Genomic DNA, 23,711 nt, shown 5'->3' with positions numbered 1-23,711 from the left:
CGACATGACCGCTGTGTTTCCCGACATCTGGCCGGCCCTGCCGGAAATCTTCCTCGCCTGCGCCGGCATGGCTTTGCTGCTGATCGGCGTGTTCCGCGGCGACGGCTTCACGCGCCCCATCGGCTACATGACGATGGTGGCGCTGCTGCTGGCCGCGATCCTGACCATGGGCTACGGCACCGGCCGGGTCGTCACCTTCAACGGCCTCTTCGTGATGGACGCCTTCGGCGTCTTCATGAAGGTGCTGATCCTCGTCGCCGCCTCGCTGTCGGTCCTGCTCGCGCTCGGCTTCAACGAGCGCGAGAAGATGGCCCGGTTCGAGTTCCCGGTGCTGATGCTCTTTGCCACGCTCGGCATGCTGATGATGGTGTCGGCCAACGACCTCATCTCGCTGTATGTCGGTCTGGAGACGCAGAGCCTCGCGCTCTACGTCATCGCCGCCTTCCGCCGCGACAGCGCCAAGTCGTCCGAAGCGGGCCTGAAGTACTTCGTGCTCGGCTCGCTCTCCTCGGGCATGCTGCTGTACGGCGCCTCGATGGTGTACGGCTTCGCCGGCACGACCTCCTTCGACAAGATCGCGGCCCTGTTCGCCGGCGGCGCGCATCCGTCGGTGGGCGTCATCATTGGCCTGGTCTTCGTGACCGCCGGCCTCGCCTTCAAGATCTCCGCCGTGCCGTTCCACATGTGGACGCCGGACGTCTACGAGGGCGCGCCGACCCCGGTCACGGCCTTCTTCGCCGCCGCCCCGAAGGTCGCCGCCATCGCGCTGTTCACCCGCCTGCTGATCGAGCCGTTCGGTCATCTGGCCCACCAGTGGCAGCAGATCATCATCGTCAGCTCGATCCTCTCGATGTCGCTTGGCGCCTTCGCGGCGATCACCCAGAGCAATATCAAGCGCCTGATGGCCTACAGCTCCATCGGCCATGTCGGCTACGCCCTGGTCGGTCTCGCGTCCGGCACCCAGGAAGGCGTGCGTGGCGTTCTGATTTACATGGCGGTCTACGTCGTCATGAACATCGGCACCTTCGCGGTCATCCTGTGCATGAAGCAGCAGGGCCGCATGGTCGAGGAGATCAAGGACCTCGCCGGCCTGTCGCGCACCAACCCGATGCTGGCGGGCGCGATGGCGGTGTTCATGTTCTCCATGGCGGGCATCCCGCCGATGGCCGGCTTCTTCAGCAAGCTCTACGTCTTCCTCGCCGCCATCGAGGCGCAGCTCTACACGCTGGCGGTGATCGGCGTGCTGACCAGCGTCGTGGGCGCCTACTACTACCTGCGCATCATCAAGATCATGTACTTCGATGAGCCGGTTGAGGCCTTCGACAAGATCGGCGACGATGGGATGACCGGCATCCTGATCGCCACCGGCCTGTTCACACTGCTGTTCTTCGTGGTTCCGGCGCCGATCCTGAACTACGCGGCGGCGGCGGCGGCCTCGCTGTTCGCCGGATGACGGCAGACAACGAAGCGGAGGCGGCGCGTCTGCGCCTGCCTCCGGGCTTCCGGGTGATGGCCTTCGACTCCGTCGGCAGCACGAACGACGAGGCGAAGGCCTTCGCGCGTTCAGGAGCCGCCGAAGGCACCGTCGTCTGGGCGAAGCGGCAGGAGTCCGGCCGTGGCCGCCGCGGCCGGGCCTGGACCTCGCCGGAAGGCAATCTCTACAGCTCGACCATTCTGCGCCCCTCGCGTCCGCCGGCCGAGGTGGCGCAGATTTCGTTCGTGGCGGCGCTCGCCATCGCCGACACCGCCGCGTCCGTCCTCCCCGATCCCGACGGCGTGCGCTGCAAATGGCCGAACGATGTTCTGGTTCATGGTCGCAAGCTGTCCGGCATCCTGCTCGAGTCGGAGGCCGCGGCCGGGGGAGGTGTCTCCTGGCTGGTGCTCGGCGTCGGCATCAACCTGCGGCATTTCCCCGAGGGCACCGACTATGCCGCCACGTCGCTGACGGCCGAGGGCGCCCCGGCGCTCCAACCGGCGGCCCTTCTCGAAATCTATGCGGGGCAGTTGGCCCGCTGGTACGGCGTCTGGACCGAGCATGGCTTCGGCCCCGTGCGCGACGCCTGGCTGACGCGGGCGCAGGGTCTGGGCGAGCCCATCGTCGTCCGCCTGCCGGACCGCACATTGACCGGCACCTTCGCCGATCTGGACAGCGACGGCGTTCTGTTGCTTGATCGGGATGACGGGGCGGGGCGCCAGCGCATCGCCGCCGGAGACGTGTTTTTCCCACCCGCGGTGGAGACCTGAAAGATGCTGCTCGCCATCGACGCCGGAAACACCAACGTGGTGTTCGCGATCTATGAAGGCGACCAACAGCGCGGCCTGTGGCGCACGGCCACCGACAAGAAGCGCACCGCCGACGAATACATGGTGTGGCTGACCCACCTGATGGCGCTGAAGGGCATGGGCCCGGCGGACATCGACAGCACCATCATCGCCAGCGTGGTGCCCGGCGCCACCTTCAACCTCAAGCGGCTGTGCAAGGACCATTTCGGCTGCGAGCCGCTGGTCGTCGGGCAACCGGACGTCGACCTCGGCACCCGCGCGCTGGTGGACCGGCCGGACGAGGTCGGCGCCGACCGTCTGGTCAACACGGTGGCGGCGGCGGCCACCTACAAGACACCGCTGATCGTCATCGACTTCGGCACCGCGACGACCTTCGACGTGGTGGACCGCGACGGCAACTACCGCGGCGGCGTCATCGCTCCCGGTCTGAACCTGTCGCTGGAAGCGCTGCAGATGGCGGCGAGCAAGCTGCCCCGCGTGGAGATCCAGCAGCCGGGCCACGTCATCGGCACCAACACCGTTGAATGCATGCAGTCCGGTGTCTTCTGGGGCTATGTCGGCCTGATCGAAGGGTTGGTCAACCGCATCCGGGCGGAGTACGGCGAGCCGATGACGGTCGTCGCGACCGGAGGGCTGGGTGTGCTTTTCGCCAAGGCAACCCATGTAATCGAACACACCGACGGCGAACTCACGCTGCGCGGCCTCCTCCTGATCCACAAGCGCAACACGGCCCAATGACCCAACCCGACTCCGCTCCCTCCGTCCACCCGGTCGAGGGAGACGGCGACCTGTTCGCTCCCGAGGACGATGCGCTCTACTTCCTGCCGCTGGGCGGTTCGGGCGAGATCGGCATGAACCTCAACCTCTACGGCCATCGCGGCAAGTGGTTGATGGTGGATCTCGGCATCTCCTTCGCGGACGACACGATGCCGGGGCTGGACGTGATCATGCCGGACCCCGCCTTCATCGCGGAGCGCCGGCACGACCTCGTGGGCATCGTGGTGACGCACGCGCATGAGGATCACCTCGGGGCCATCCAATATCTGTGGCCGCAGCTCCGCGTTCCCGTCTACTGCACGCCCTTCACCGCCGCCGTCCTGCGCGCCAAGCTGCATGAGCGCGGGCTGTCCGGGGTGGTGCCGGTCCATGAGGTGGCGCTGGGCAGCACCATCGAGGTCGGCCCCTTTTCCGTCGAGTATGTGACGGTCACCCACTCCATCCCCGAGCCGAACGCCCTGGCGATCCGCACCGCCGCCGGCACCGTGCTGCACACCGGCGACTGGAAGCTCGACCCCGAACCGCTGGTCGGGAAGGCCGCCGACGAGGAGCGGCTGCGCGCCATCGGCGACGAGGGTGTGCTGGCGCTGGTCGGCGACAGCACCAACGCGCTGGTGCCCGGCAGCTCCGGGTCGGAAGCGGGCGTGCGCAAGACGCTGACCGAACTGATCGGGCAGTTTCCGGACGTGCGCGTCGCGGTGAGCTGCTTCGCCACCAACGTCGCGCGGCTGGAGAGCATCGCCCATGCCGCGGCGGCGCACGGGCGCCACGTCGCCCTGGTCGGACGCTCGATGTGGCGCATCAACGAAGCGGCGCGCTCCAACGGTTACCTCGCCGATGTGCCGGCCTTCCTGACCGAGCATGACGCCAACTACGTGCCGCGCGACAAGCTGGTGCTGGCCTGCACGGGCAGCCAAGGGGAGCCGCGTTCGGCGCTCGCCCGCATCGCGTCGGACGATCATCCCCAGGTGTCGCTGCAGCGCGGCGACGTGGTGGTCTTCTCCTCCCGCGAGATTCCGGGGAACGAGCGGGCGATCGGCCGCATGCAGAACCTGCTGGTCGGGCAGGGTATCCGCATCGTCACCGCCGACGAGGCGCCGGTCCATGTGTCCGGCCATCCGGCGCAGGACGAGCTGGTCCGCATGTATCAGTGGGTGCGCCCGCGCATCGCCGTGCCGGTCCACGGCGAGCAGCGCCACCAGCTGGAGCACGCCAAGCTGGCCCGCGCCTGCCAAGTGCCGGAGGCGCTGGTCCCCGGCAACGGTGACCTGATCCGGCTGGGACCCGACGCGCCGCCGCGGGTGGTGGCCCAGGTCCGCTCCGGCCGTATGGCGCTGGATGGAAAGCGGCTGATTCCGCTGGACACCGGGCTGATGCGAGCGCGCCACCGGATGGTCCACAACGGCGCCGCCGTCGTCACGCTGGTGATGAACGGCAAGGGCGAGCTGGTGACCGCGCCGCAGATCGCGGTGATGGGGCTGCTGGACGACTCGGCGGACCGCGACATGCTGCTCGACGTGGTGGACGCGGTGCGCGAAGCCGTCGCCGAGATGCCGAAGTCGGCCCGCGCCGACGATGAGCAGGTGCGCGCCGCCGCCCGGATCGCCGTCCGCCGCTGCTTCAACGCGACGCACGGCAAGAAGCCGGTGACCGACGTGCATCTCGTTCGTGTATAAGCGTTTCCGACTTTACGCCATTCGGGAGGACCCATGATCGGGAAGCTGAACCATGTCGCCATCGTCGTGCCGGATCTGACGACGGCGACGGCGCTCTACCGCGACACGCTGGGCGCCGCGGTGTCCCAGCCGGTGGACCTGCCGCCGCACGGCGTCACCGTCGTCTTCGTCACACTGCCCAACACGAAGATCGAGCTGCTCCATCCCTTCGGCGAGACATCGCCGATCGCCGGCTTCCTGGAGAAGAATCCGTCTGGCGGCATCCATCACATCTGCTACGAGGTGGACGACATCCTGGCCGCCCGCGACCGGCTGAAGGCGCAGGGCGCCCGCGTGCTGGGCGACGGCGAGCCGAAGATCGGGGCCCACGACAAGCCGGTTCTGTTCCTGCACCCCAAGGACTTCTGTGGGACCTTGGTCGAGCTGGAGCAGGCCTAGGCCGAAGGGAGGCATGCCATGGGCTGGGTGACGGGCATCAGCGTCTATGTGGTCGTCTGGTGGGTGGTGCTGTTCGCGGTGCTGCCCTGGGGCGTGCGCACCCCGGCCCGGCCCGAGCGGGGCATGGCGAGCAGCGCGCCCGAACGCCCGCGCATCCTCCTGAAGTTCGCCGCCACGACGCTGGTCGCGGCGGTGGTCTGGCTGGTCATCTTCGCCATCGTGCAATCGGACCTGATTTCCTTCCGCGAGATGGCCAAGCCGCACTGATCCCACTCCCGGATGGAGCCTTCGCGTGAGCCTGACCTATTGCGACGCGGCGCCCGGCCACGCGCATCACGGCCCCTACCACGACACCGAGTACGGGTTTCCCAGCGCCGACGACCGGGTGCTGTTCGAACGGCTGATTCTGGAAATCAATCAGGCGGGCCTGTCCTGGCTGACCATCCTGAAGAAGCGCGCGGCCTTCCGCGCCGCCTTCGATGGTTTCGACATCGACCGCGTCGCCGCCTATGGCGAGGCGGAGCGGGAACGGCTGCTCGCCGATCCGGGCATCATCCGCAATCGGCTGAAGGTCGACGCCGCCATCGAGAACGCGCGGCGGATCATCGCCCTGCGCGCTTCACACGGATCCTTCGACGGCTGGCTGCGAGCTCATCATCCCTTGAGCAAGGCGGATTGGGTCCGGCTGTTCAAGCGCACCTTCCGCTTCACCGGCGGCGAGATCACCGGCGAGTTTCTGATGAGTCTCGGCTATCTGCCGGGCGCGCATCAGGCCCACTGCCCGGTCTGGTCCGACGTCGCCGCTCTCGATCCGCCCTGGATGGCCGCCGTTCGGCAGGGGTTTGCAGGATATGACGCCCACAAATCAGGCATATCGCAGCCTATGGCGTAATCAACCGCCTATGTCTTGGGCGAATTCTGCGAATTCTTCGCTGACGACTTGCGTTAGTCCAAATTCCGTCTTGTCATCGGGTGGTGCCGGGTTCAATGTACTTTTTGTGACGAGAGGGGTTCTTCCCTCTTTTCCGACGCCTGGTGGCGATTCCTCCCTAAACCTCGGGCCGCGCCGCGATCGCCGCGCGGTCCTTTTTTCGTCCCGGTCCGCTCACGATGCCGGCGCGCGTTCGTCCGTAGGCAGACGGAACGTTGTGCTTTGGTACAGAATGAATTAACCCTTTATCGGCTATAGCTGATCCACTGTGCAGGAAGCGGGCGAGCGTCCGTTCCGACTTTGGATTCAAGCGCGTCGGCATTCGCAGCCGGGATTGCGACCGTCAGCGGGGAGAACGATGTCGAGGCGCCGATGACCGCGGGTGATAACGAGAAATTCGAGCAGTTCGCGGCCATTCTGACCACCGAACTGCTCGACCGCACTCGCAAGAGTCTTGAACTGCTGACCCCCGAAGAGCAGCCGGCGGCCAAGCTCCCTTTTGCGCTGACCCCGTCCTTCCAGGAAATCTACGCCGAACTGGTGCGCGTCGGGATCTTCCCGGTGCTGCTCAGCCGCCGCCCGGTGCGGGCCATCGTCGGCGACGTGGATTGGCCGCGGGATGGGCGCGACTATCTCCTGACCGTTCTCGACGACCGCTCCAACGCCGTCTTCACCGCCTGGGACTACGCCTGGGATGCGCTGTGGGACGAGCGGAAGGTGGGGGCGGACAGCGGGGCGTCGGCGCCGGCCAAGAAGAAGGGCTTCTTCGCATCCCTGTTCGGCAGGAAGGCCAAGCCGGAGACGAAGACCGCCGAGCAAAGCGGGGAGGGGGACGTCATGGCGGGCCTCTACACCATGCTGAACGAGCAGGCGGAGCGGCGCGGTTACCTGCCGCTGTTCCATGACGACATCAAGGTGCTGAAGGGTCTGGTTCGCGTGAAGCCGGCGCGCATCTTCAAGGCCTGGAAGGAGATCAACCAGTACCATCACCAGGAATTCTACCTGTCGGGCCAGGACCAGGCCAAACCGGGGGTAACCTCGGAATGCCTGCAGAAATGGCATTACAACCTGCCGGACCGGATCGGCGAATTCCTGGTTCTGAAGGCGGCCGTGGATATGGAATTCGTGAACAAGCCCTTCCTCGGCAAGTATATCCGGCAGTCGGCCCGCACCCAGGAGGAGGCCGAGAAGGGCATGCCCTATCTCGCCACCTATTGGAAATCCATGAACCAGTCCGCCGCCGCCCAAGGCTGAGGTCGTCCATGATGCACCGCTCCGCCCTGTTGCTCGCCGCCACCCTGTCGGCGCTTTCCGGCGGGGCCGCGGCACAGCCGATCGACCTGTCGGCCTGCCAATTCCTGACGGCGCATCGCCCGGCGGCGGGGGTGGACCACACGCCGGGCGTGGACGTGAACGGCAAGGCGGTGGCCCCCGCCGACCTGCCGGGTTCGGCCGGCGCCGCGCCTCCGCTGGAGCGGTTCGACATCCCGGTGACCGTGGATTTCGCGCGCCGCATGGGCTTCCCGGTGCCGCAGGGTGGGGCGGCGCCGGGCGTCGAGGTCGGCTATCTGACCTGGTACGCCAACCGGCTCTACTTCAATGGCCAGCCCATCGGCGCGCCGAGCGAGGCGGAGGTCTACGCCTATTGCCGCACCGTCCGATAGGCCGGTCCGCCCTTCGTTGCACGCCGTGACGATGGACAAGCGCGCGGTGGCTTCCTAAAGTCCCTGTCCCTGTTGCGGCCCGGCGCACCGCCGGACGAATCCCCTCGAAACCGAGAGCAGAGCCATGCGGCTGTCCACCTTCTTCCTGCCGACCCTCAAGGAGACCCCGACCGAGGCGCAGATCGTCTCGCACCGCCTGATGCTGCGGGCCGGGATGATCCGCCAGACCAGCGCCGGCATCTACGCCTGGCTGCCGCTGGGCCACCGGGTCCTGAAGAAGATCGAGCAGATCGTCCGCGAGGAGCAGGACGCCGCCGGCGCCCAGGAACTGCTGATGCCGACCATCCAGTCGGCGGAGCTGTGGAAGGAAAGCGGCCGCTACGACGATTACGGCAAGGAGATGCTGCGCATCACCGACCGTCACGACCGCGAGATGCTGTTCGGTCCCACGAACGAGGAGATGATCACCGACATCTTCCGCGCCTTCGTGAAGAGCTACCGCCAGCTTCCGCTGAACCTCTACCACATCCAGTGGAAGTTCCGGGACGAGATCCGCCCCCGTTTCGGCGTGATGCGCGGGCGCGAGTTCCTGATGAAGGACGCCTACAGCTTCGACATCGACCCGGCCAGCGCCCGGCGCTCCTACCAGAAGATGTTCCTGGCCTATCTGCGCACCTTCGCCCGCATGGGTCTGAAGGCGATCCCGATGCGCGCCGACACCGGCCCCATCGGCGGCGACCTGAGCCACGAGTTCATCATCCTGGCCGAGACCGGCGAGAGCGGCGTCTTCTGCCACAAGGACTGGCTGACCCTCGACGTCCTTCAGAACGCGCCGGGCTTCGACGACGATCTCCAGCCCTTCTTCGACACTTACACCTCGATCTACGCGGCGACCGACGAGAAGCACGAGCCGGGCAACTGCCCGGTTGCGGAGTCGGATCTGGTCTCGGCCCGCGGCATCGAGGTCGGCCACATCTTCAACTTCGGCACCAAATACTCGAAGCCGATGAACGCCGTCGTCGCCGGTCCGGGCGGCGAGCCGGTTCCGGTCGAGATGGGGTCCTACGGCATCGGCGTGTCGCGCCTGATGGGCGCCATCATCGAGGCCAGCCACGACGACAACGGCATCATCTGGCCGGACGCCGTGGCGCCCTTCAACGTCGGCCTCGTCAACCTGAAGGTCGGCGACGCGGACACGGACCGCGTCTGCCAGGAGCTGTACTACAAGCTCCGCGCCAACGGGATGGAGGTGCTGTACGACGACCGCGACGAGCGTCCGGGCGTGAAGTTCGCCGATATGGACCTGATCGGCCTGCCCTGGCAGCTCGTCGTCGGGCCGCGCGGCCTGAAGAACGGCGTGGTCGAGCTGAAGCGCCGTGCCACCGGCGAGAAGCAGGAGCTGTCGGTGGAAAGCGCGCTGGAGAAGCTCTCGGCGTAACACCGTGGGGCGGGGGAGCGGGCGCCTTGGAAGGTCGCCCTTTTCCTGCCACGGTTAAGCACTTATGTTGCGGGGCGGCGGACTGGTTGCGGTCCGCCGCCTTTGCTTTTGCCGGGCCTCCGTCGCCCGCCTTTCGCTCATCGGGAGCCGCATGATCTTCTCCGCCTTCGAACGCATGGTCGCGATGCGCTATCTGCGGGCGCGCCGCCAGGAAGGGTTCATCTCGGTCATCGCGGGTTTCTCGCTGCTGGGCATCGCGCTCGGCGTGGCGACGCTCATCATCGTGATGTCGGTGATGAACGGCTTCCGGGCGGAGCTTCTGGGCCGCGTGCTCGGCCTGAACGGCCATCTGAACGTCTACAGCGCGCGCGGCGGCCCCTTGCCCGACTACGACCCGCTGGTGCAGCGCCTCCAGGGCGTGCCCGGCGTCGTCGGGGTGACGCCGACGGTGGAAGGGCAAGCGCTGGTGTCGGTGCGCGGGGTCGCTTCCGGCGCGGTGGTGCGCGGCGTGCGGCCGGAGGATTTCCGGGTGCGCCCGACGCTGTCCCGCAACATCGTGCGCGGCACGGTGGAGGCCTTCGGCGAGGACAACATCGCCATCGGCATCCGCATGGCGCAGCGGCTGGGGCTGGCGGTCGGCGACCAGATGACCCTGATCGCGCCGCAGGGCAACGTCACCGCCTTCGGCACCGTGCCGCGGATGCGCAGCTTCACCATCGGCGCCGTGTTCGACGTCGGCATGTTCGAATACGACAACAGCTTCATCTTCCTGCCCCTGCCGGAGGCGCAGGCCTTCTTCCGCACCGGCGAGGCGGTGACCTCGTTGGAGGTCTTCGTCAGCGACCCGACCCAGATCCGCGCGGCGCGCGACGCCATCCAGTCGGCGGTGGCCGGGGTGGGGCGGGTGGTCGACTGGCAGCAGTCGAACGCCAGCTTCTTCACGGCGCTCCAGGTCGAGCGCAACGTGATGTTCCTGATCCTGTCGCTGATCATCACGGTGGCCGCCTTCAACATCATCTCCAGCCTGATCATGCTGGTGAAGGACAAGGGACGGGACATCGCCATCCTGCGCACCATGGGCGCCACGCGCGGCATGATCATGCGCATCTTCTTCCTGTCCGGCGCCTCGGTGGGGGTGGCGGGGACGCTGCTGGGGGTGGCCCTGGGCGTGTCCTTCGCCCTGAACATCGAGACGATCCGCCAGGGCATCCAGGCGCTGACCGGCACCAACCTGTTCAACGCCGAGATCTATTTCCTGTCGCAGCTGCCGGCGAAGATCGACTGGTCGGAGGTGGTCCAGGTCACCCTGATGGCGCTGGGCCTGTCCTTCGCCGCCACCGTCTACCCGTCCTGGCGGGCGGCCCGTCTCGATCCGGTGGAGGCCCTGCGCTATGAGTGAGCCGATGCTGGAACTGTCGGGGATCGTCCGCACCTTCGAGCAGGCGGGGACGGAGCTTCAGGTGCTGCGCGGGGCGGAGTTGACCGTCCATGCCGGGGAGCTGGTCGCTCTGGTCGGCCCCTCGGGCGCCGGCAAATCGACCCTGCTGCACATCGCCGGCCTGCTTGAGCGGCCGACCGCCGGCACCGTGCGGATAGCCGGGACCGACGTGTCGGCCCTGGACGACGGGAAGCGGACGGAGGTGCGCCGCCGCTCGGTCGGCTTCGTCTACCAGTTCCACCACCTGCTGCCGGAATTCTCCGCGCTGGAGAACATCGTGCTGCCGCAGATGATCAACGGCGTGTCCAAGCGCACCGCCCGCGAGCGCGCCCTGGAACTGCTGCGCATGGTTGGGCTGGAGCCGCGCGCCGGCCACCGTCCGGCCCGCCTGTCGGGCGGCGAGCAGCAGCGGGTCGCCATCGCCCGCGCTCTGGCCAACGGCCCCGGCCTGCTGATCGCCGACGAACCGACGGGCAACCTCGACCCGCACACGGCGGAGGGGGTCTTCGCCATGCTGACCTCCATCGTCCGGCAGGCCCGCGTCGGCGCCCTGATCGCCACCCACAACCTGGAGCTTGCGAACCGCATGGACCGGGTGCTGGAAATGAGCGATGGGGTCCTCGTCGAACACACGAGGGTTTGATCGGCTTCACGGCGCGGCCGCGCAACCGGCCAAACCGCGTAAGAGTGGCATCGCCGTTCGGCGGATTGGTGATCGGCGCGTCCTGGGGCAGACTTCGCGCAACCCAACAAGGAGGGACCGGAGTCCATGGATCAGAAGATCATCGATCTGTACGACGAGTACACCCACCGGCCGCTGCCGCGCCGCGTCTTCCTGGAGCGGTTGGCGGTTCTGGCGGGCAGCGCGGCGGCCATTCCGGCGATCCTCTCCCAGATCGAGCCGAACTACGCGCTGGCCGCCGAAGTGCCGGAGGACGACAGCCGAATCGCAACGGAACGGGTCACCTTCCAGGGCGCGACCGGCGACGTCCGCGCCTACCGGGCCCGCCCGAAGCTGACCGAGCAGTCGCCGGCGGTGGTGGTGATCCATGAGAATCGCGGCCTCAATCCCTACATCGAGGACGTGACGCGGCGGCTGGCGGTGGCCGGCTTCGTGGCCATGGCGCCGGACCTGCTGTCCCCGCTGGGCGGCACCCCGCAGGACCCCGACCGTGCCCGCGAGATGATCGGCCGGCTCGACCCCGACAAGACGGTGAACGACCTGATCGCCGCGATGAGCGACCTCATGGCCTACCGCTATTCGAACGCCAAGGTGGGGGCCATCGGCTTCTGCTGGGGCGGCGGCATGACCAACCGGCTGGCCATCAAGGCGCCGGACCTCAGGGCGGGCGTTGTCTTCTACGGACCGGCGCCGGACCCGACGCTGGTCACCACGATCAAGTCGCCGCTTCAGCTCCACTACGCCGGGCTGGACAACAACGTGAACGCCAAGATCCCGGCCTATGAAGAGGCCTTGAAGAAGGGCGGCAAGTCCTACGAACTCTTCATGTACGAAAACGTGAACCACGCCTTCCACAACGACACGTCGGCGGAGCGCTACAACAAGGACGCGGCGGACCTCGCCTGGACCCGGTCCGTGGAGTTTCTGAAGAAGAACCTGACCTGAGCGGTCATGGCCGGTGGGTGGCGGGCCGTGCGGAGGGCAGCTTCAGCACGGCCACCGCCAGCCCGGCGAGGACCAGAAGCGCGCCGGCCATCTTCAGCGGCGTGAAGCTCTCCCCCAGGAACAGCGCGCTCGAACTCATGCCGAAGACCGGCACCAGCAGCGAGAAGGGCGCCACCAGGCTCGCCGGGTAATGGCGCAGCAGGAAACCCCAGGCGGCGAAGCCGAACAGCGTTGCCCCGAAGGCGATGTAGGCCACCGCCCCGACGCCCAGCGGTGTCAGATGCGTCAGGGCCTGCCACGCCCGGTCCGGCCCCTCCAGCCCCAGCGACAGCAGCAGCAGCGGAATCGGCGGCACCACGCTGACCCACAGCATCATGCGGAACAGGTCCGGCGCCTTGGCCTGTTTCATCAGCAGATTCGCCACGCCCCAGGCCGCGGCGGCGGCGACGACCAGCCCCAGCCCGATCAGCGAATCGCCCGCCGGCATTTCCAGCGCGATCAGGCCAATTCCGGAGAAGGCCACCGCCATGCCCAGCACCTGCTTCGGTCCGGGCCGCTCACCCAGAACCGCCGCTGCGAACAGGGCGGTGAAGAAGGCCTGCGATTGCAGCACCAGCGACGACAGCCCCGCCGGCATGCCGATGTCCATCCCGACGAACAGGAGCGAGAACTTCACCACCCCCAGCACCATCCCGATGCCCAGAATGAAGCGCCAGGGCACCGGCGGGCCGCCGCGAACGCCCAGCACCACAAGCGGCAGCGCCGCTAGCGCGAAGCGCAGGGCGCAGAACAGGATCGGCGGGAAATCCGCGAGGCCGACCTTGATGGCGACGAAGTTGAAGCCCCAGATCGCCGCGACGGCGACGGCAAGGCCGATGTGAGCGGTGCGCATGGGAATGGAGGCTAGAGACGCACTGCCCGTCGGTCAATGCGGTGCCTGATGCACCCATCGCGGGTCAGACCTCCAAATCTCTTCACTTATCCGTATGCAGGATGCGGCACTCGTCCAACGCGGCCAGCGCCCAGGAGGACCCGCCCAGATTCACGTCGCCGATGTCCGTTCCGCCGCCGTCCCCTTGTAGGGTCACCGCACGCGACCGCATGAAGGGCTCGAACAGATCCTCGTACTTCGGCAGCTCGACCGGAACCACCACGCCGCCGTCGGGCAGTGGGCTGGCGTCCAGCGCCATGGTCTCGCCGTCGGGGAAGATGGCGGTCAGGCGGCTGTCCGCTCCCTTGGCCTGGGCGTGCTGGTCGGCGTTGACCAGCATGGCCGCTCCCTTCGCCGTCGCCCGGAAGGAGAGGGGGGAGGAGTCGTCCGTCCGTGTGGCGTAGCAGTAGGCCGACCCGGTCTTGGTCGCCGGATGAGCCCGCACGACCCAGCCCTTGTTCTGCGCGACGACGCGCCCCGGCGCGTCGGACAGGGGCGAGGCGGGCGGTTCGGGCGGCGGCGGCCGGTGGGTCCGCTCCGCGGACGGTGCGGGCGCGCCGGTGGTCTGGCAAGCCGTGAGGAGCGTGGCCGCCAGCACCGCCAGGACGGCGCTGGAGCGGATGCGGCGCATGGAACGGGTCATTCTCGGATTGTGGCTCTGCCTCTTTCGATAGCACGAACACGCATGATCGGGGAATCTTCCCTTGCCTTCGACAGGGTTGGCGCATCGCCGCATGGCCGGGCCCGCGCTTGGTCCCTTGCAGTGCGGGACGGGATGCGCGACGACTAGGGGTGTGTTCTCTTTCCTCTGCCGGAACCGGTGACCAATCCCGCCATGCCCCACGCCGACTTCATCCACCTGCGCGTCCACTCCGCCTATTCCCTGTCCGAGGGCGCCATCAAGGTGAAGGAACTGGTCAAGCTCTGCCAGAAGAAGGGGATGCCGGCGGTCGCCGTGACCGACACCGGCAACCTGTTCGGCGCGCTGGAGTTCGCGCTGGCCGCCGCGGATTCGGGCGTGCAGCCGATCATCGGCACGGTCCTGGGCATCACCCGAGTCGGCCCGTCCAACGGCAAGCCGGGCCTGCCGGGCAAGGCGGCGTCGGTCCCCGACCAGATCGTCCTGCTCTGCCAGAGCGACGAGGGCTACCGGAACCTGATGAAGCTGGTCTCCAGGGCCTTCCTGGAGTCGGACCCGATGGCCGGGCCGCAGATTCCGCTGGACGCGCTGGAGGGCCATTCCGCCGGGTTGATCGCGCTGACCGGCGGTCCCGCCGGCTCGGTCGGTCGCCTGTTGGGCGAGGGGCAGAAGGATCTGGCGCTCGACGTCCTGGAGCGGCTGAAGCGGCTGTTCCCCGGCCGGCTCTACGTCGAGCTTCAGCGTCATCGCGATCATTTCCAGGTGATCGAGGACGCCATCGAGCCGGCGCTGATCGACCTCGCCTACGCCCACGACCTGCCGCTGGTCGCCACCAACGACTGCTATTTCGCGACCGAGGACATGTACGAGGCGCACGACGCGCTGCTCTGCATCGCCGAGGGCGCCTATATCAGCCAGACCGAGCGCCGCCGCCTGACCCCCGACCACCGCTTCAAGTCGGCCGAGGAGATGCGGGAGCTGTTCAAGGACCTGCCGGAGGCGGTGGACAACACGGTCGCCATCGCCCGGCGCTGCTCCTTCCTGCTGAAGCCGATCAAGCCCATCCTGCCGCCCTTCCCCTGCGAGGGCGGCCGTGACGAAGGGGAGGAATTGCGCGCCCAGTCCCGCGAGGGCCTGGAGATGCGGCTGAACAGCGTCGTCTACACCCCGGACATGACGCCGGAGCAGCGCGCGGAAACCCGCAAGACCTACTTCGAGCGGCTGGAGTTCGAGCTGGACGTCATCGTGTCGATGAAGTTCCCCGGCTACTTCCTGATCGTCTCGGACTTTATCAAGTGGGCCAAGTCGCACGACATCCCGGTGGGGCCGGGCCGCGGTTCGGGTGCCGGCTCGGTCGTCGCCTGGGCGCTGACCATCACCGACCTCGACCCGCTGCGCTTCGGCCTGCTGTTCGAGCGCTTCCTGAATCCCGAGCGCGTGTCGATGCCCGACTTCGACGTGGATTTCTGCCAGGACCGCCGCGAGGAGGTGATCCGCTACGTCCAGGACAAGTACGGATACGACCGCGTCGCCCAGATCATCACCTTCGGTAAGCTGCAGGCCCGCGCCGTGCTGCGCGACGTCGGGCGCGTGCTCCAGATGCCCTACGGGCAGGTGGACAAGATCTGCAAGCTGGTGCCGAACAACCCGGCCAACCCGGTGACACTCCAGCAGGCGCTGGACAGCGAGGAGCTGCTGCGCCAGGCCCGCGACGGCGACGAGACGGTGGCGCGCCTCGTCAACATCGCGCTGAAGCTGGAGGGGCTGTACCGCCACGCCTCGACCCACGCGGCGGGCGTGGTGATCGCCGACCGCCCGCTGCACGATCTGGTGCCGCTGTACCGCGATCCGCGCTCCGACATGCCGGTCACCCAGTTCAACATGAAGTTCGTCGAGCAGGCCGGGCTGGTGAAGTTCGACTTCCTCGGCCTGAAGACGCTGACCGTGCTGAAGACGGCGGTGGACCTGATCCCGGAGAAGCCGGACCTGACCACCGTCACGCTGGACGACGTGAAGAGCTACGAGCTACTGGGCCGCGCCGAGTCGACCGGCGTGTTCCAGTTGGAAAGCTCGGGCATGCGCGACGTGCTGCGCCGGCTGAAGCCGAACCGGCTGGAGGACATCATCGCGCTGGTGTCGCTCTACCGCCCCGGCCCGATGGACAACATTCCCAAATACATCAAGGTGAAGAACGGCGAGGAGCCCGCCGACTACATGAACCCGGCCCTGGAGCCGATCCTGAAGGAGACCTTCGGGATCATGATCTACCAGGAGCAGGTCATGCAGATCGCCCAGGTGCTGTCCGGCTACTCGCTGGGCGGCGCCGACCTTCTGCGCCGCGCCATGGGCAAGAAGATCAAAGAGGAGATGGACGCCCAGCGGAAGATCTTCTGCGACGGCGCCGCCGGCCGCGGGGTGGACCCCGATCAGGCCAGCATGATCTTTGATCAGGTCATGAAGTTCGCCGGCTACGGCTTCAACAAGAGCCACGCCGCCGCCTACGCCCTGGTCGCCTACCACACCGCCTATCTGAAGGCGAACCACCCGGTGGAGTTCATGGCGGCGTCGATGACGCTCGACCTCGGCAACACCGACAAGCTGAACGTCTTCCGGCAGGAGCTGGTGCGGCTGAAGATCAAGCTGCTGACTCCGGACATCAACAAATCCGACAGCATCTTCGGGGTGGAGGCGCTGCCCGACGGCGGCAAGGCGGTGCGCTACGCGCTGGCCGCCGTGAAGGGCGTCGGCCTGCCGGCCATGAAGGCGGTGGTGGAGGAGCGGCGGAAGAACGGTCCCTACAAGAGCCTGTTCGATTTCGCCCGCCGCCTCGACCTGAAGACCATCAACAAGCGCCAGCTCGAAAACCTGACCTGCGCCGGAGCCTTCGACGGCATCAACCCGAACCGCGCCCAGGTGCACGCGGCGCTGGAGACGCTGATCCGCTACGCCCAGGCCGAGGCGGCGGAGCGCGACAGCGGCATCGGCAACCTGTTCGGCGGCGCCGGCGGCGGGCTGAAGGAGCCGGACCTGCCCAAGGTCAAGGAGTGGGAGCCGTTGGAGAAGCTGAAGCACGAGTTCGGCGCCATCGGCTTCTACCTGTCCGCCCACCCTCTGGACGCCTTCGCCGGTCCGCTCGCCCGCATGAGGGTGGTGCGGTCGGCGGACCTCGCCACGGTGGTGACCGGCGGCGGCTCGACCCGGCGCAGCGTCGCCGGCATCGTGGTCAGCCGCAAGGAGAAGACGGCGAAGTCGGGCAACCGCTTCGCCTTCGTGGAACTGTCCGACGGCAGTGGCGGCTATGAGGTGACGGTCTTCTCCGAGGTGCTGGCGACCAACCGCGACCTTCTGGAGGCCGGGCGTCCGGTGTTGATGACCGTGGACGTCCAGATGAACGGCGAGGACATCCGCCTGACCTGCCAGGAGGTGAAGCCTCTGGAGGACGCCGTCGCCCAGGTGTCGGACGGCTTGAGGGTGGTGGTGCGCGACGGCGGGCCGGTGGAGAGCATCCGCGGCATGCTGGAGCGGCTGGCCCGCGGCAAGGGCAAGATCCACCTGCTGGTCGAGATCGACCCGTTGAAGGAGGTGGAGATCCAGCTTCCCGGTTCCTTCAACATCACCAACCAGAGCCGCGCCGCGCTGAAGGCGGTGCCTGGCGTGGTGGAAGTGGTGGAACTGTAGAGAATACGCTTCCCATGACGAAGCGGTGCGCGATGCACCGCATTCGGCACCAACCAATTGGCAAACCGGTGTTGCCAAAGCGGTTGCGGCGGGCTATGTAAGCGCCGTCGTCAAAACCTCACGCGGGCTGGCGGTCCCTCGGCTTTACCCCGATGGCCCGATCCGGTGTCCTGTAACAGGGACAGTGCCCGCGGCGGAGCAACCGGAAAAGGACTTTTCCAAATGGCTATTCCGTCTTTCACCATGCGCCAGCTGCTCGAAGCCGGCGTCCACTTCGGTCACCACACCCGTCGCTGGAACCCGAAGATGGGTACGTACATCTTCGGCGTGCGCAACGGCGTGCACATCATCGACCTGGAGCAGACCGTTCCGGCGCTGCACCGCGCCCTGCAGGCCGTCCGTGACGTTGTCGCCGGCGGCGGCCGCGTCCTCTTTGTCGGCACCAAGCGCCAGGCCCAGGAAAAGGTGGCCGAGGCCGCGTCGAAGTGCGGCCAGTATTACGTCAACCACCGCTGGCTCGGCGGCATGCTGACCAACTGGAAGACCATCTCCCAGTCGATCAAGCGCCTGCGCGAGATGGAAGAGCGTCTGGGCGGCGACACCTCGGGCCTGACCAAGCGCGAAATCCTCGAGCTGACCCGCGAGCGCGACAAGCTGGAGCGCGCGCTGGGCGGCATCAAGGAGATGGGCGGCCTGCCGGACGTCCTCTTCATCATCGACACCAACAAGGAGTCGATCGCGGTCAAGGAAGCCAACAAGCTGGGCATTCCGGTCATCGCGGTGATCGACAGCAACTCCGATCCGGACGGCGTGGCCTTCCCGATCCCAGGCAACGACGACGCGCTGCGCGCCATCGACCTGTACTGCGAGCTGGTGAATGGCGCCGTGCTCGACGGCCTGCAGGCCGAGATGAGCGCCGCCGGCATCGACGTCGGCTCCAGCGAGGAGGCTCCGGCCGAGCAGCTGCCGGAAGCCGAAGCGGAAGAGGCCGCGCCGGCTGAGCAAGCCCAGGCTTGATCCCGGTGATGCGGGGCAGCCGGGCCTTATGACCTATGGCCCGGCTGCCTTTTTTATGAGTTGTTTGGATCAACCCGATCCGCTTGGATCTGTTCGGAAGGAAGAGGGCGATACCATGGCCGAGATTACCGCCGCGCTCGTCAAGGAACTGCGCGAGAAGACCGGCGCGGGCATGATGGACTGCAAGAAGGCGCTGGCCGAGACCCAGGGCGACCTCGAGGGCGCCGTCGACTGGCTGCGCAAGAAGGGCCTCGCCGCCGCCGCCAAGAAGTCCGGCCGCGTCGCCGCCGAGGGTCTGGTCGCCGTCGCCACCGCCGGCACCGCGGGCGCCGTCGTCGAGGTGAACGCCGAGACCGACTTCGTCGCGCGCAACGACAAGTTCCAGGCCTTCTCCCTGAAGGCCGCCGAGCTGGTCCTGTCCGGTTCGGGCGACGTCGAGGGTCTGAAGGGCACCGCCTATCCGGACGCCGGCCGCACGGTCCAGGAAGAGCTGACCACCCTGATCGCCACCATCGGCGAGAACATGAACATCCGCCGCTCGGCCAAGCTGTCGGTTCCGGCGGGCGTCGTCGTGTCCTACGTCCACTCGGCCATCGCGCCGGGCCTCGGCAAGATCGGCGTTCTGGTCGCCCTGGAGTCGACCGGCGACACCGCCAAGCTGAACGAGCTGGGCAAGCAGGTCGCGATGCACATCGCCGCCGCCCGTCCGGACGCCCTGGACATCGCCGATGTCGACACCTCCGCGCTGGAGCGTGAGCGCAACGTGCTCGCCGAGCAGGCCCGCGCCTCCGGCAAGCCGGAGAACATCGTCGAGAAGATGCTCGAAGGCCGCATCCGCAAGTACTACGAGGAAGTGGTGCTTCTGGAGCAGACCTACGTGATCGACGGCGAGACCAAGGTCCGCAAGGTGGTTGAGAACGCCGCCAAGGACGTCGGCGCTCCGGTCAAGGTGACGGGCTTCGTCCGCTTCGCGCTGGGCGAGGGCATCGAGAAGGCGGAGAGCGATTTCGCCGCCGAAGTCGCTGCCGCCGCCGGCCAGAAGTAAGGACCCGGCAGCCCGCCGCACGCACTCTTCACACCAACCGGGAGAAAGCCCCCCATGGCCCAGACCACCGGGACCACCGAGCCGGCTGACGGCATCCGCTTCAAACGAGTCCTGCTGAAGGTGTCGGGCGAGGCGTTGATGGGTCAGCGCGACTACGGCCTCGACCCGGAGGTGGTCAACCGCGTCGCCAACGAGGTGAAGGCGGTGATCCAGCTGGGCGTCCAGGTCAGCCTGGTCATCGGCGGGGGCAACATCTTCCGCGGCGTGAAGGGTGCGGCGAGCGGCATGGAGCGCGCCTCGGCCGACTACATCGGAATGCTCGCCACCGTGATGAACGCCCTGTCGATGCAGAGCGCTCTGGAGCGGATGGGTGTGACCACCCGCGTGCAGTCGGCCATCCCCATGTCCTCGGTGTGCGAGCCCTACATCCGGCGCCGCGCCATCCGGCACATGGAGAAGGGCCGCGTGGTGATCTTCGCCGCCGGCACCGGCAACCCCTTCTTCACCACCGACACCGCCGCCGCGCTGCGTGCGTCGGAGATGGGCTGCGACGCACTGCTGAAGGGCACGCAGGTGGACGGCGTCTACACCGCCGACCCGAAGAAGGTGAAGGACGCCGAGCGATACGAACGCCTGGGCTATCTGGAGGTCCTGGCGAACGATTTGCAGGTGATGGACGCCTCCGCGATTTCCCTGGCGCGCGAAAGCCGCATTCCCATACTCGTGTTCTCGATCCACACCCCCGGCGCATTCGCCGAGGTGATGCAGGGCCGGGGCAAGTTTACGATCATCAACGAAGAAACGGAGTGAGCCGTGGCTGCGCCCGATGCATCGGATCTCAAGCGCCGCATGGAAGGAGCGCTTGAGGCGTTTCGCAAGGAGTTGAGCGGTCTGCGCACCGGCCGCGCCTCCGCCAGCCTGCTTGAGCCCGTCACCATTGAGGCTTACGGCGCCAGGATGCACCTCAAGGAGGTCGGCACCGTCAGCGTGCCGGAGCCGCGCCTGATCGTCGTGCAGGTCTGGGACCGCGGGATGGTCAAGGCCGTCGAGAAGGGCATCCGCGATTCGGGGCTCGGCCTGAACCCGCAGACGGAAGGCCAGTCGATCCGCGTGCCGCTGCCCGACCTGACGCAGGAACGCCGCAAGGAACTCGCCAAGGTCGCCCATAAATACGCCGAGCAGGCTCGCGTCGCCGTCCGCAACGTGCGCCGCGACGGCATGGACGGCCTGAAGAAGGCCGAGAAGGCCGGCGACATCTCGCAGGACGAGCACAAGGGGCTCGGCGAGAAGGTCCAGGCGCTGACCGATCAGTACATCAAGCTGGTCGACGATGCGCTTGCGGCGAAAGAAAAGGACATCATGCAGGTCTGACGGCATGCGCGACGCGGAAGACAGCCGCCCCCTGCGCCCGCCCGCGCACGTGGCCGTGATCATGGACGGCAACGGGCGCTGGGCGAAGTCCAGAGGGCTGCCCCGCACCGCCGGCCATAAAAAGGGCGTGGACGCCGTCCGCCGGACGGTCGAAGCCGCGGGTGAACTGGGGATCGGCTATCTGACGATCTTCAGCTTCTCGTCCGAGAACTGGCGTCGGCCGGAGGAGGAGGTGTCCGACCTCATGCAACTCCTGCGCTTCTACCTGCGCAGCGAGATTGCCGACCTGCACCGCAATGGCGTGCGCCTGCGCGTCATCGGCGACCGGGCTCGCCTGTCCAAGGACATCATCGGCCTGATCGAGAACGCCGAGGCTCTGACCCGCGACAACCGCAAGCTGACCCTCGTGGTGGCGTTGAGCTACGGCTCCCGCCAGGAGATCACGCTGGCGGCGCGGCGTCTGGCCGAAGAGGTGAGGGCGGGGACGCTCGACCCCGCGGACATCACCGAGGATCGGCTGTCCGAACGCCTGTTCACCGCCGACATCCCGGACCCCGACCTGATCGTCCGCACCAGCGGCGAGAAGCGCATCAGCAACTTCCTGCTCTGGCAGGCGGCGTATGCCGAGCTGGTCTTCGTGGACACGCTCTGGCCTGATTTTTCCAAGCGTGACCTGGAGGCGGCGATTGAAGAGTTCCACCGACGGGAACGTCGCTTCGGCGCAACCACCGGCACCCGCTAAATCGGGCGATCTGAAGACGCGCGCCATTTCGGCGCTCGTCCTGGCTCCGCTCGTCCTGGCCGCGGTCTGGGCCGGCGGCTGGGTGTTCCACGCCCTGATCGCGCTCGGCGCCATCGCCTCCGCCGTGGAGTGGGGCAACCTCGTTCCATGCCGCCGCAAGGCTGCTGCCATCGCGTTATCGGTGGCCGGCGTCCTGCTGGCGCTGGCCGCGCAGATCGCCGCCGGTCCGTGGGCGGCGGTCCTCGTCGCCGTCCTGGCCACGGCCGGCGTCGCGGTGGCCTCGGGCGGGCCGGACCGCGGCCTGTCCGGTGGCGGCATCCTCTACATCGTGGCCGGTCTGGCCGGGCTGATGTGGCTGCGCGACGATCCGGACTCCGGCCTCGCGCTGTTCCTCTTCACCATGCTCGGCGTCTGGGCGACCGATATCGGCGCCTACGCCGCCGGACGCACGATCGGCGGGCCGAAGCTCGCCCCGCGCATCAGCCCCAAGAAGACCTGGGCCGGCCTGATCGGCGGCATGGCCTCCTCCGCCCTGGTGGGGTGGGGGGTGGCTCTGGCGGCCGGCGCGCAGCGGCCGCTGCTGGCTCTTGCGGTGGGCGCCGTCCTGGCCGTGGTGGCGCAAGCGGGCGACCTCTTCGAATCCGCGGTCAAGCGCCGTTACAACGTGAAGGACAGCGGCCATCTCATTCCTGGTCACGGGGGAATCCTGGACCGCATCGACGGGCTGCTCGCCGCTGCCCCGGTGCTGGCCCTGTTCCACGCGACCATCGGCACGGCAATCGCATGGTGGTGACGGGGTTATGGTTGTGAAGGCTGAAGGGGCGGGGGACGCGCCGCGCCGCGTGACGATCTTCGGTTCGACCGGATCGGTCGGCACGCAGACGGTGGACCTCGTCGCCCGGGATCCGGAGCGCTTCCCGGTGGAGGCGCTGACCGCCAACCGCAACGTCGCCCTCCTCGCGGAGCAGGCGCGGCAGCTCCGCCCCAAACTGGCCGTGGTCGCCGACCCCGCCGCCTACGCCGACCTCAAGGAGGCCCTGGCCGGAACCGGCGTGGAGGCCGCCGCCGGTCCGCAGGCCGTGGCCGAGGCCGCGGAGCGTCCCGCCGACTGGGTGATGGCCGCCATCGTCGGCGCCGCCGGGCTGGAGCCCACGCTGGCCGCCGTCCGCCGCGGCGCCTGCGTCGCCTTCGCCAACAAGGAGGTGCTGGTCTGCGCCGGCGCCCTGATGATGGAGGAGGTGCGCCGCCACGGCGCCAACCTGCTGCCGGTGGACAGCGAGCATTCGGCGATCTACCAGGTCTTCGACTTCGACCGGCTGGACAGCGTCCAGCGCCTGATCCTGACGGCCTCCGGCGGACCCTTCCGGACAAAGGACCGCGCCTTCATGGCGGCGGCGACGCGCGAACAGGCGGTCGCCCACCCGACCTGGGAGATGGGCGCCAAGATCTCCATCGACAGCGCCACCATGATGAACAAGGGGCTGGAGATCATCGAGGCGCATTTCCTCTTCGGCGTCCCCGAAGGGAAGATCGACGTGCTGGTCCACCCGCAATCGGTCGTGCATTCGCTGGTCGAGTATGTGGACGGTTCGGTGCTGGCGCAGCTCGGCACGCCGGACATGCGCACGCCGATCGCCTACGCGCTCGGCTGGCCGGCGCGCATCTCCACGCCCGCCGAACGGCTGGACCTCGTCAAGGCCGCAACCTTGACCTTCGAGGCGCCGGACCCCGAGCGTTTCCCGGCCCTGCGGCTCGCCCGGGCCGCCTTGCAAAGCGGTGGGGGCGCTCCTACTATTCTCAGTGCCGCCAACGAGGTGGCCGTGCAGGCGTTTCTCGACCGCCGGATCGGCTTTCTCGACATCGAACGGATCGTCGAGGGGGTGTTGGGCACGCTGCCGCACCGGCCGCTCCACGACCTGGGCGCGGTGCGCGACACCGACGCCGAGGCGCGCCGCGTGGCGGCCGACCGGGTTGCGGCGCTGGCACGCTGAGTCTTTTTCCGGACGCGGACCGCG

The 23,711-nt window shown here is 67.8% G+C and carries 23 protein-coding genes; 21 read left to right on the top strand and 2 right to left on the bottom strand.

The window, feature by feature from the left end; all coding sequences use genetic code 11:
* Positions 1-4 precede the first annotated feature (4 nt).
* From nuoN to JJL56_RS13825, 13 genes are all read left to right on the top strand, one after another.
* Complete coding sequence (gene nuoN / locus JJL56_RS13885) at positions 5-1,453, top strand: NADH-quinone oxidoreductase subunit NuoN (RefSeq protein ID WP_145625766.1); 1,449 nt, start codon at positions 5-7, stop codon at positions 1,451-1,453.
* On the top strand, positions 1,450-2,244 hold the full coding sequence (locus JJL56_RS13880; protein WP_145625767.1) for a biotin--[acetyl-CoA-carboxylase] ligase: 795 nt from the start codon (positions 1,450-1,452) through the stop codon (positions 2,242-2,244). The genes nuoN and JJL56_RS13880 overlap by 4 nt, the downstream gene beginning before the upstream one ends.
* 3 nt (positions 2,245-2,247) lie before the next feature.
* Entirely contained in the window at positions 2,248-3,021 is a 774-nt protein-coding gene (locus tag JJL56_RS13875; protein ID WP_145625768.1) for a type III pantothenate kinase, read from the top strand.
* Positions 3,018-4,736 (top strand): ribonuclease J, encoded by a 1,719-nt coding sequence (locus tag JJL56_RS13870; protein ID WP_186452914.1) that lies wholly within the window; start codon positions 3,018-3,020, stop codon positions 4,734-4,736. Before JJL56_RS13875 ends, JJL56_RS13870 begins: the two co-directional genes overlap by 4 nt.
* Before the next feature lie 33 nt (positions 4,737-4,769).
* A complete protein-coding gene (gene mce, locus JJL56_RS13865; protein WP_200485436.1) occupies positions 4,770-5,174 on the top strand; it encodes a methylmalonyl-CoA epimerase in 405 nt (134 codons plus the stop codon).
* Positions 5,175-5,192: 18 nt separating this feature from the next.
* Positions 5,193-5,441 (top strand): DUF1467 family protein, encoded by a 249-nt coding sequence (locus tag JJL56_RS13860; protein ID WP_145625770.1) that lies wholly within the window; start codon positions 5,193-5,195, stop codon positions 5,439-5,441.
* Positions 5,442-5,466: 25 nt separating this feature from the next.
* The gene (locus JJL56_RS13855; RefSeq protein WP_200485435.1) at positions 5,467-6,066 is read left to right on the top strand and encodes a DNA-3-methyladenine glycosylase I; all 600 of its coding nucleotides are present in this window, start codon (positions 5,467-5,469) and stop codon (positions 6,064-6,066) included.
* Between the two features lie 411 nt (positions 6,067-6,477).
* Positions 6,478-7,359 (top strand): hypothetical protein, encoded by an 882-nt coding sequence (locus JJL56_RS13850; protein WP_145625772.1) that lies wholly within the window; start codon positions 6,478-6,480, stop codon positions 7,357-7,359.
* Positions 7,360-7,367: 8 nt separating this feature from the next.
* Positions 7,368-7,769, top strand: coding sequence for a hypothetical protein (locus JJL56_RS13845; protein ID WP_145625773.1), 402 nt, complete (start codon positions 7,368-7,370; stop codon positions 7,767-7,769).
* Positions 7,770-7,893: 124 nt separating this feature from the next.
* Complete coding sequence (proS, locus tag JJL56_RS13840; RefSeq protein WP_145625774.1) at positions 7,894-9,207, top strand: proline--tRNA ligase; 1,314 nt, start codon at positions 7,894-7,896, stop codon at positions 9,205-9,207.
* A 151-nt stretch (positions 9,208-9,358) separates the two neighbouring features.
* Positions 9,359-10,606 (top strand): lipoprotein-releasing ABC transporter permease subunit, encoded by a 1,248-nt coding sequence (locus tag JJL56_RS13835; protein WP_200485434.1) that lies wholly within the window; start codon positions 9,359-9,361, stop codon positions 10,604-10,606.
* Positions 10,599-11,288, top strand: a complete 690-nt coding sequence (locus JJL56_RS13830) for an ABC transporter ATP-binding protein (RefSeq protein WP_186452915.1) — start codon at positions 10,599-10,601, stop codon at positions 11,286-11,288. The genes JJL56_RS13835 and JJL56_RS13830 overlap by 8 nt, the downstream gene beginning before the upstream one ends.
* A gap of 126 nt (positions 11,289-11,414) precedes the next feature.
* The gene (locus JJL56_RS13825) at positions 11,415-12,272 is read left to right on the top strand and encodes a dienelactone hydrolase family protein (protein WP_200485433.1); all 858 of its coding nucleotides are present in this window, start codon (positions 11,415-11,417) and stop codon (positions 12,270-12,272) included.
* Between the two features lie 4 nt (positions 12,273-12,276).
* Here the strand turns inward: JJL56_RS13825 and JJL56_RS13820 are convergent, their stop codons facing one another.
* Positions 12,277-13,164, bottom strand: a complete 888-nt coding sequence (locus JJL56_RS13820) for an EamA family transporter (RefSeq protein WP_200485432.1) — start codon at positions 13,162-13,164, stop codon at positions 12,277-12,279.
* Positions 13,165-13,246: 82 nt separating this feature from the next.
* Positions 13,247-13,846 carry a hypothetical protein gene (locus JJL56_RS13815; RefSeq protein ID WP_145625778.1) on the bottom strand — a complete coding sequence of 200 codons (600 nt, stop codon included), beginning with the start codon at positions 13,844-13,846 and terminating at the stop codon, positions 13,247-13,249.
* A gap of 192 nt (positions 13,847-14,038) precedes the next feature.
* Between JJL56_RS13815 and dnaE the strand changes: the two genes are divergently transcribed.
* The 8 genes from dnaE (at position 14,039) to JJL56_RS13775 (ending at position 23,687) form a co-directional block, all read left to right on the top strand.
* Positions 14,039-17,521, top strand: a complete 3,483-nt coding sequence (gene dnaE / locus JJL56_RS13810; RefSeq protein WP_200485502.1) for a DNA polymerase III subunit alpha — start codon at positions 14,039-14,041, stop codon at positions 17,519-17,521.
* A gap of 222 nt (positions 17,522-17,743) precedes the next feature.
* Positions 17,744-18,538: a 30S ribosomal protein S2 gene (gene rpsB / locus JJL56_RS13805; protein WP_145678218.1), complete on the top strand. Its 795-nt coding sequence runs from the start codon at positions 17,744-17,746 to the stop codon at positions 18,536-18,538.
* A 115-nt stretch (positions 18,539-18,653) separates the two neighbouring features.
* Complete coding sequence (gene tsf / locus JJL56_RS13800; protein WP_145625780.1) at positions 18,654-19,583, top strand: translation elongation factor Ts; 930 nt, start codon at positions 18,654-18,656, stop codon at positions 19,581-19,583.
* A gap of 54 nt (positions 19,584-19,637) precedes the next feature.
* Positions 19,638-20,393 (top strand): UMP kinase, encoded by a 756-nt coding sequence (gene pyrH / locus JJL56_RS13795; RefSeq protein WP_145625781.1) that lies wholly within the window; start codon positions 19,638-19,640, stop codon positions 20,391-20,393.
* A gap of 3 nt (positions 20,394-20,396) precedes the next feature.
* The gene (gene frr / locus JJL56_RS13790; RefSeq protein ID WP_014240153.1) at positions 20,397-20,954 is read left to right on the top strand and encodes a ribosome recycling factor; all 558 of its coding nucleotides are present in this window, start codon (positions 20,397-20,399) and stop codon (positions 20,952-20,954) included.
* 4 nt (positions 20,955-20,958) lie between these two features.
* Entirely contained in the window at positions 20,959-21,696 is a 738-nt protein-coding gene (locus JJL56_RS13785) for an isoprenyl transferase (RefSeq protein WP_145625782.1), read from the top strand.
* The gene (locus JJL56_RS13780; RefSeq protein ID WP_200485431.1) at positions 21,641-22,489 is read left to right on the top strand and encodes a phosphatidate cytidylyltransferase; all 849 of its coding nucleotides are present in this window, start codon (positions 21,641-21,643) and stop codon (positions 22,487-22,489) included. The genes JJL56_RS13785 and JJL56_RS13780 overlap by 56 nt, the downstream gene beginning before the upstream one ends.
* A gap of 7 nt (positions 22,490-22,496) precedes the next feature.
* The gene (locus JJL56_RS13775; protein WP_200485430.1) at positions 22,497-23,687 is read left to right on the top strand and encodes a 1-deoxy-D-xylulose-5-phosphate reductoisomerase; all 1,191 of its coding nucleotides are present in this window, start codon (positions 22,497-22,499) and stop codon (positions 23,685-23,687) included.
* Positions 23,688-23,711: the final 24 nt, after the last annotated feature.

Origin of the sequence: Azospirillum aestuarii (assembly GCF_016632405.1) — a bacterium.
In the GTDB taxonomy this organism is placed as follows: Bacteria; Pseudomonadota; Alphaproteobacteria; order Azospirillales; family Azospirillaceae; genus Azospirillum; species Azospirillum aestuarii.
The sequence above is the reverse complement of the archived record's forward strand: the minus strand, read 5'-3'. Positions and strand labels throughout refer to the sequence as shown.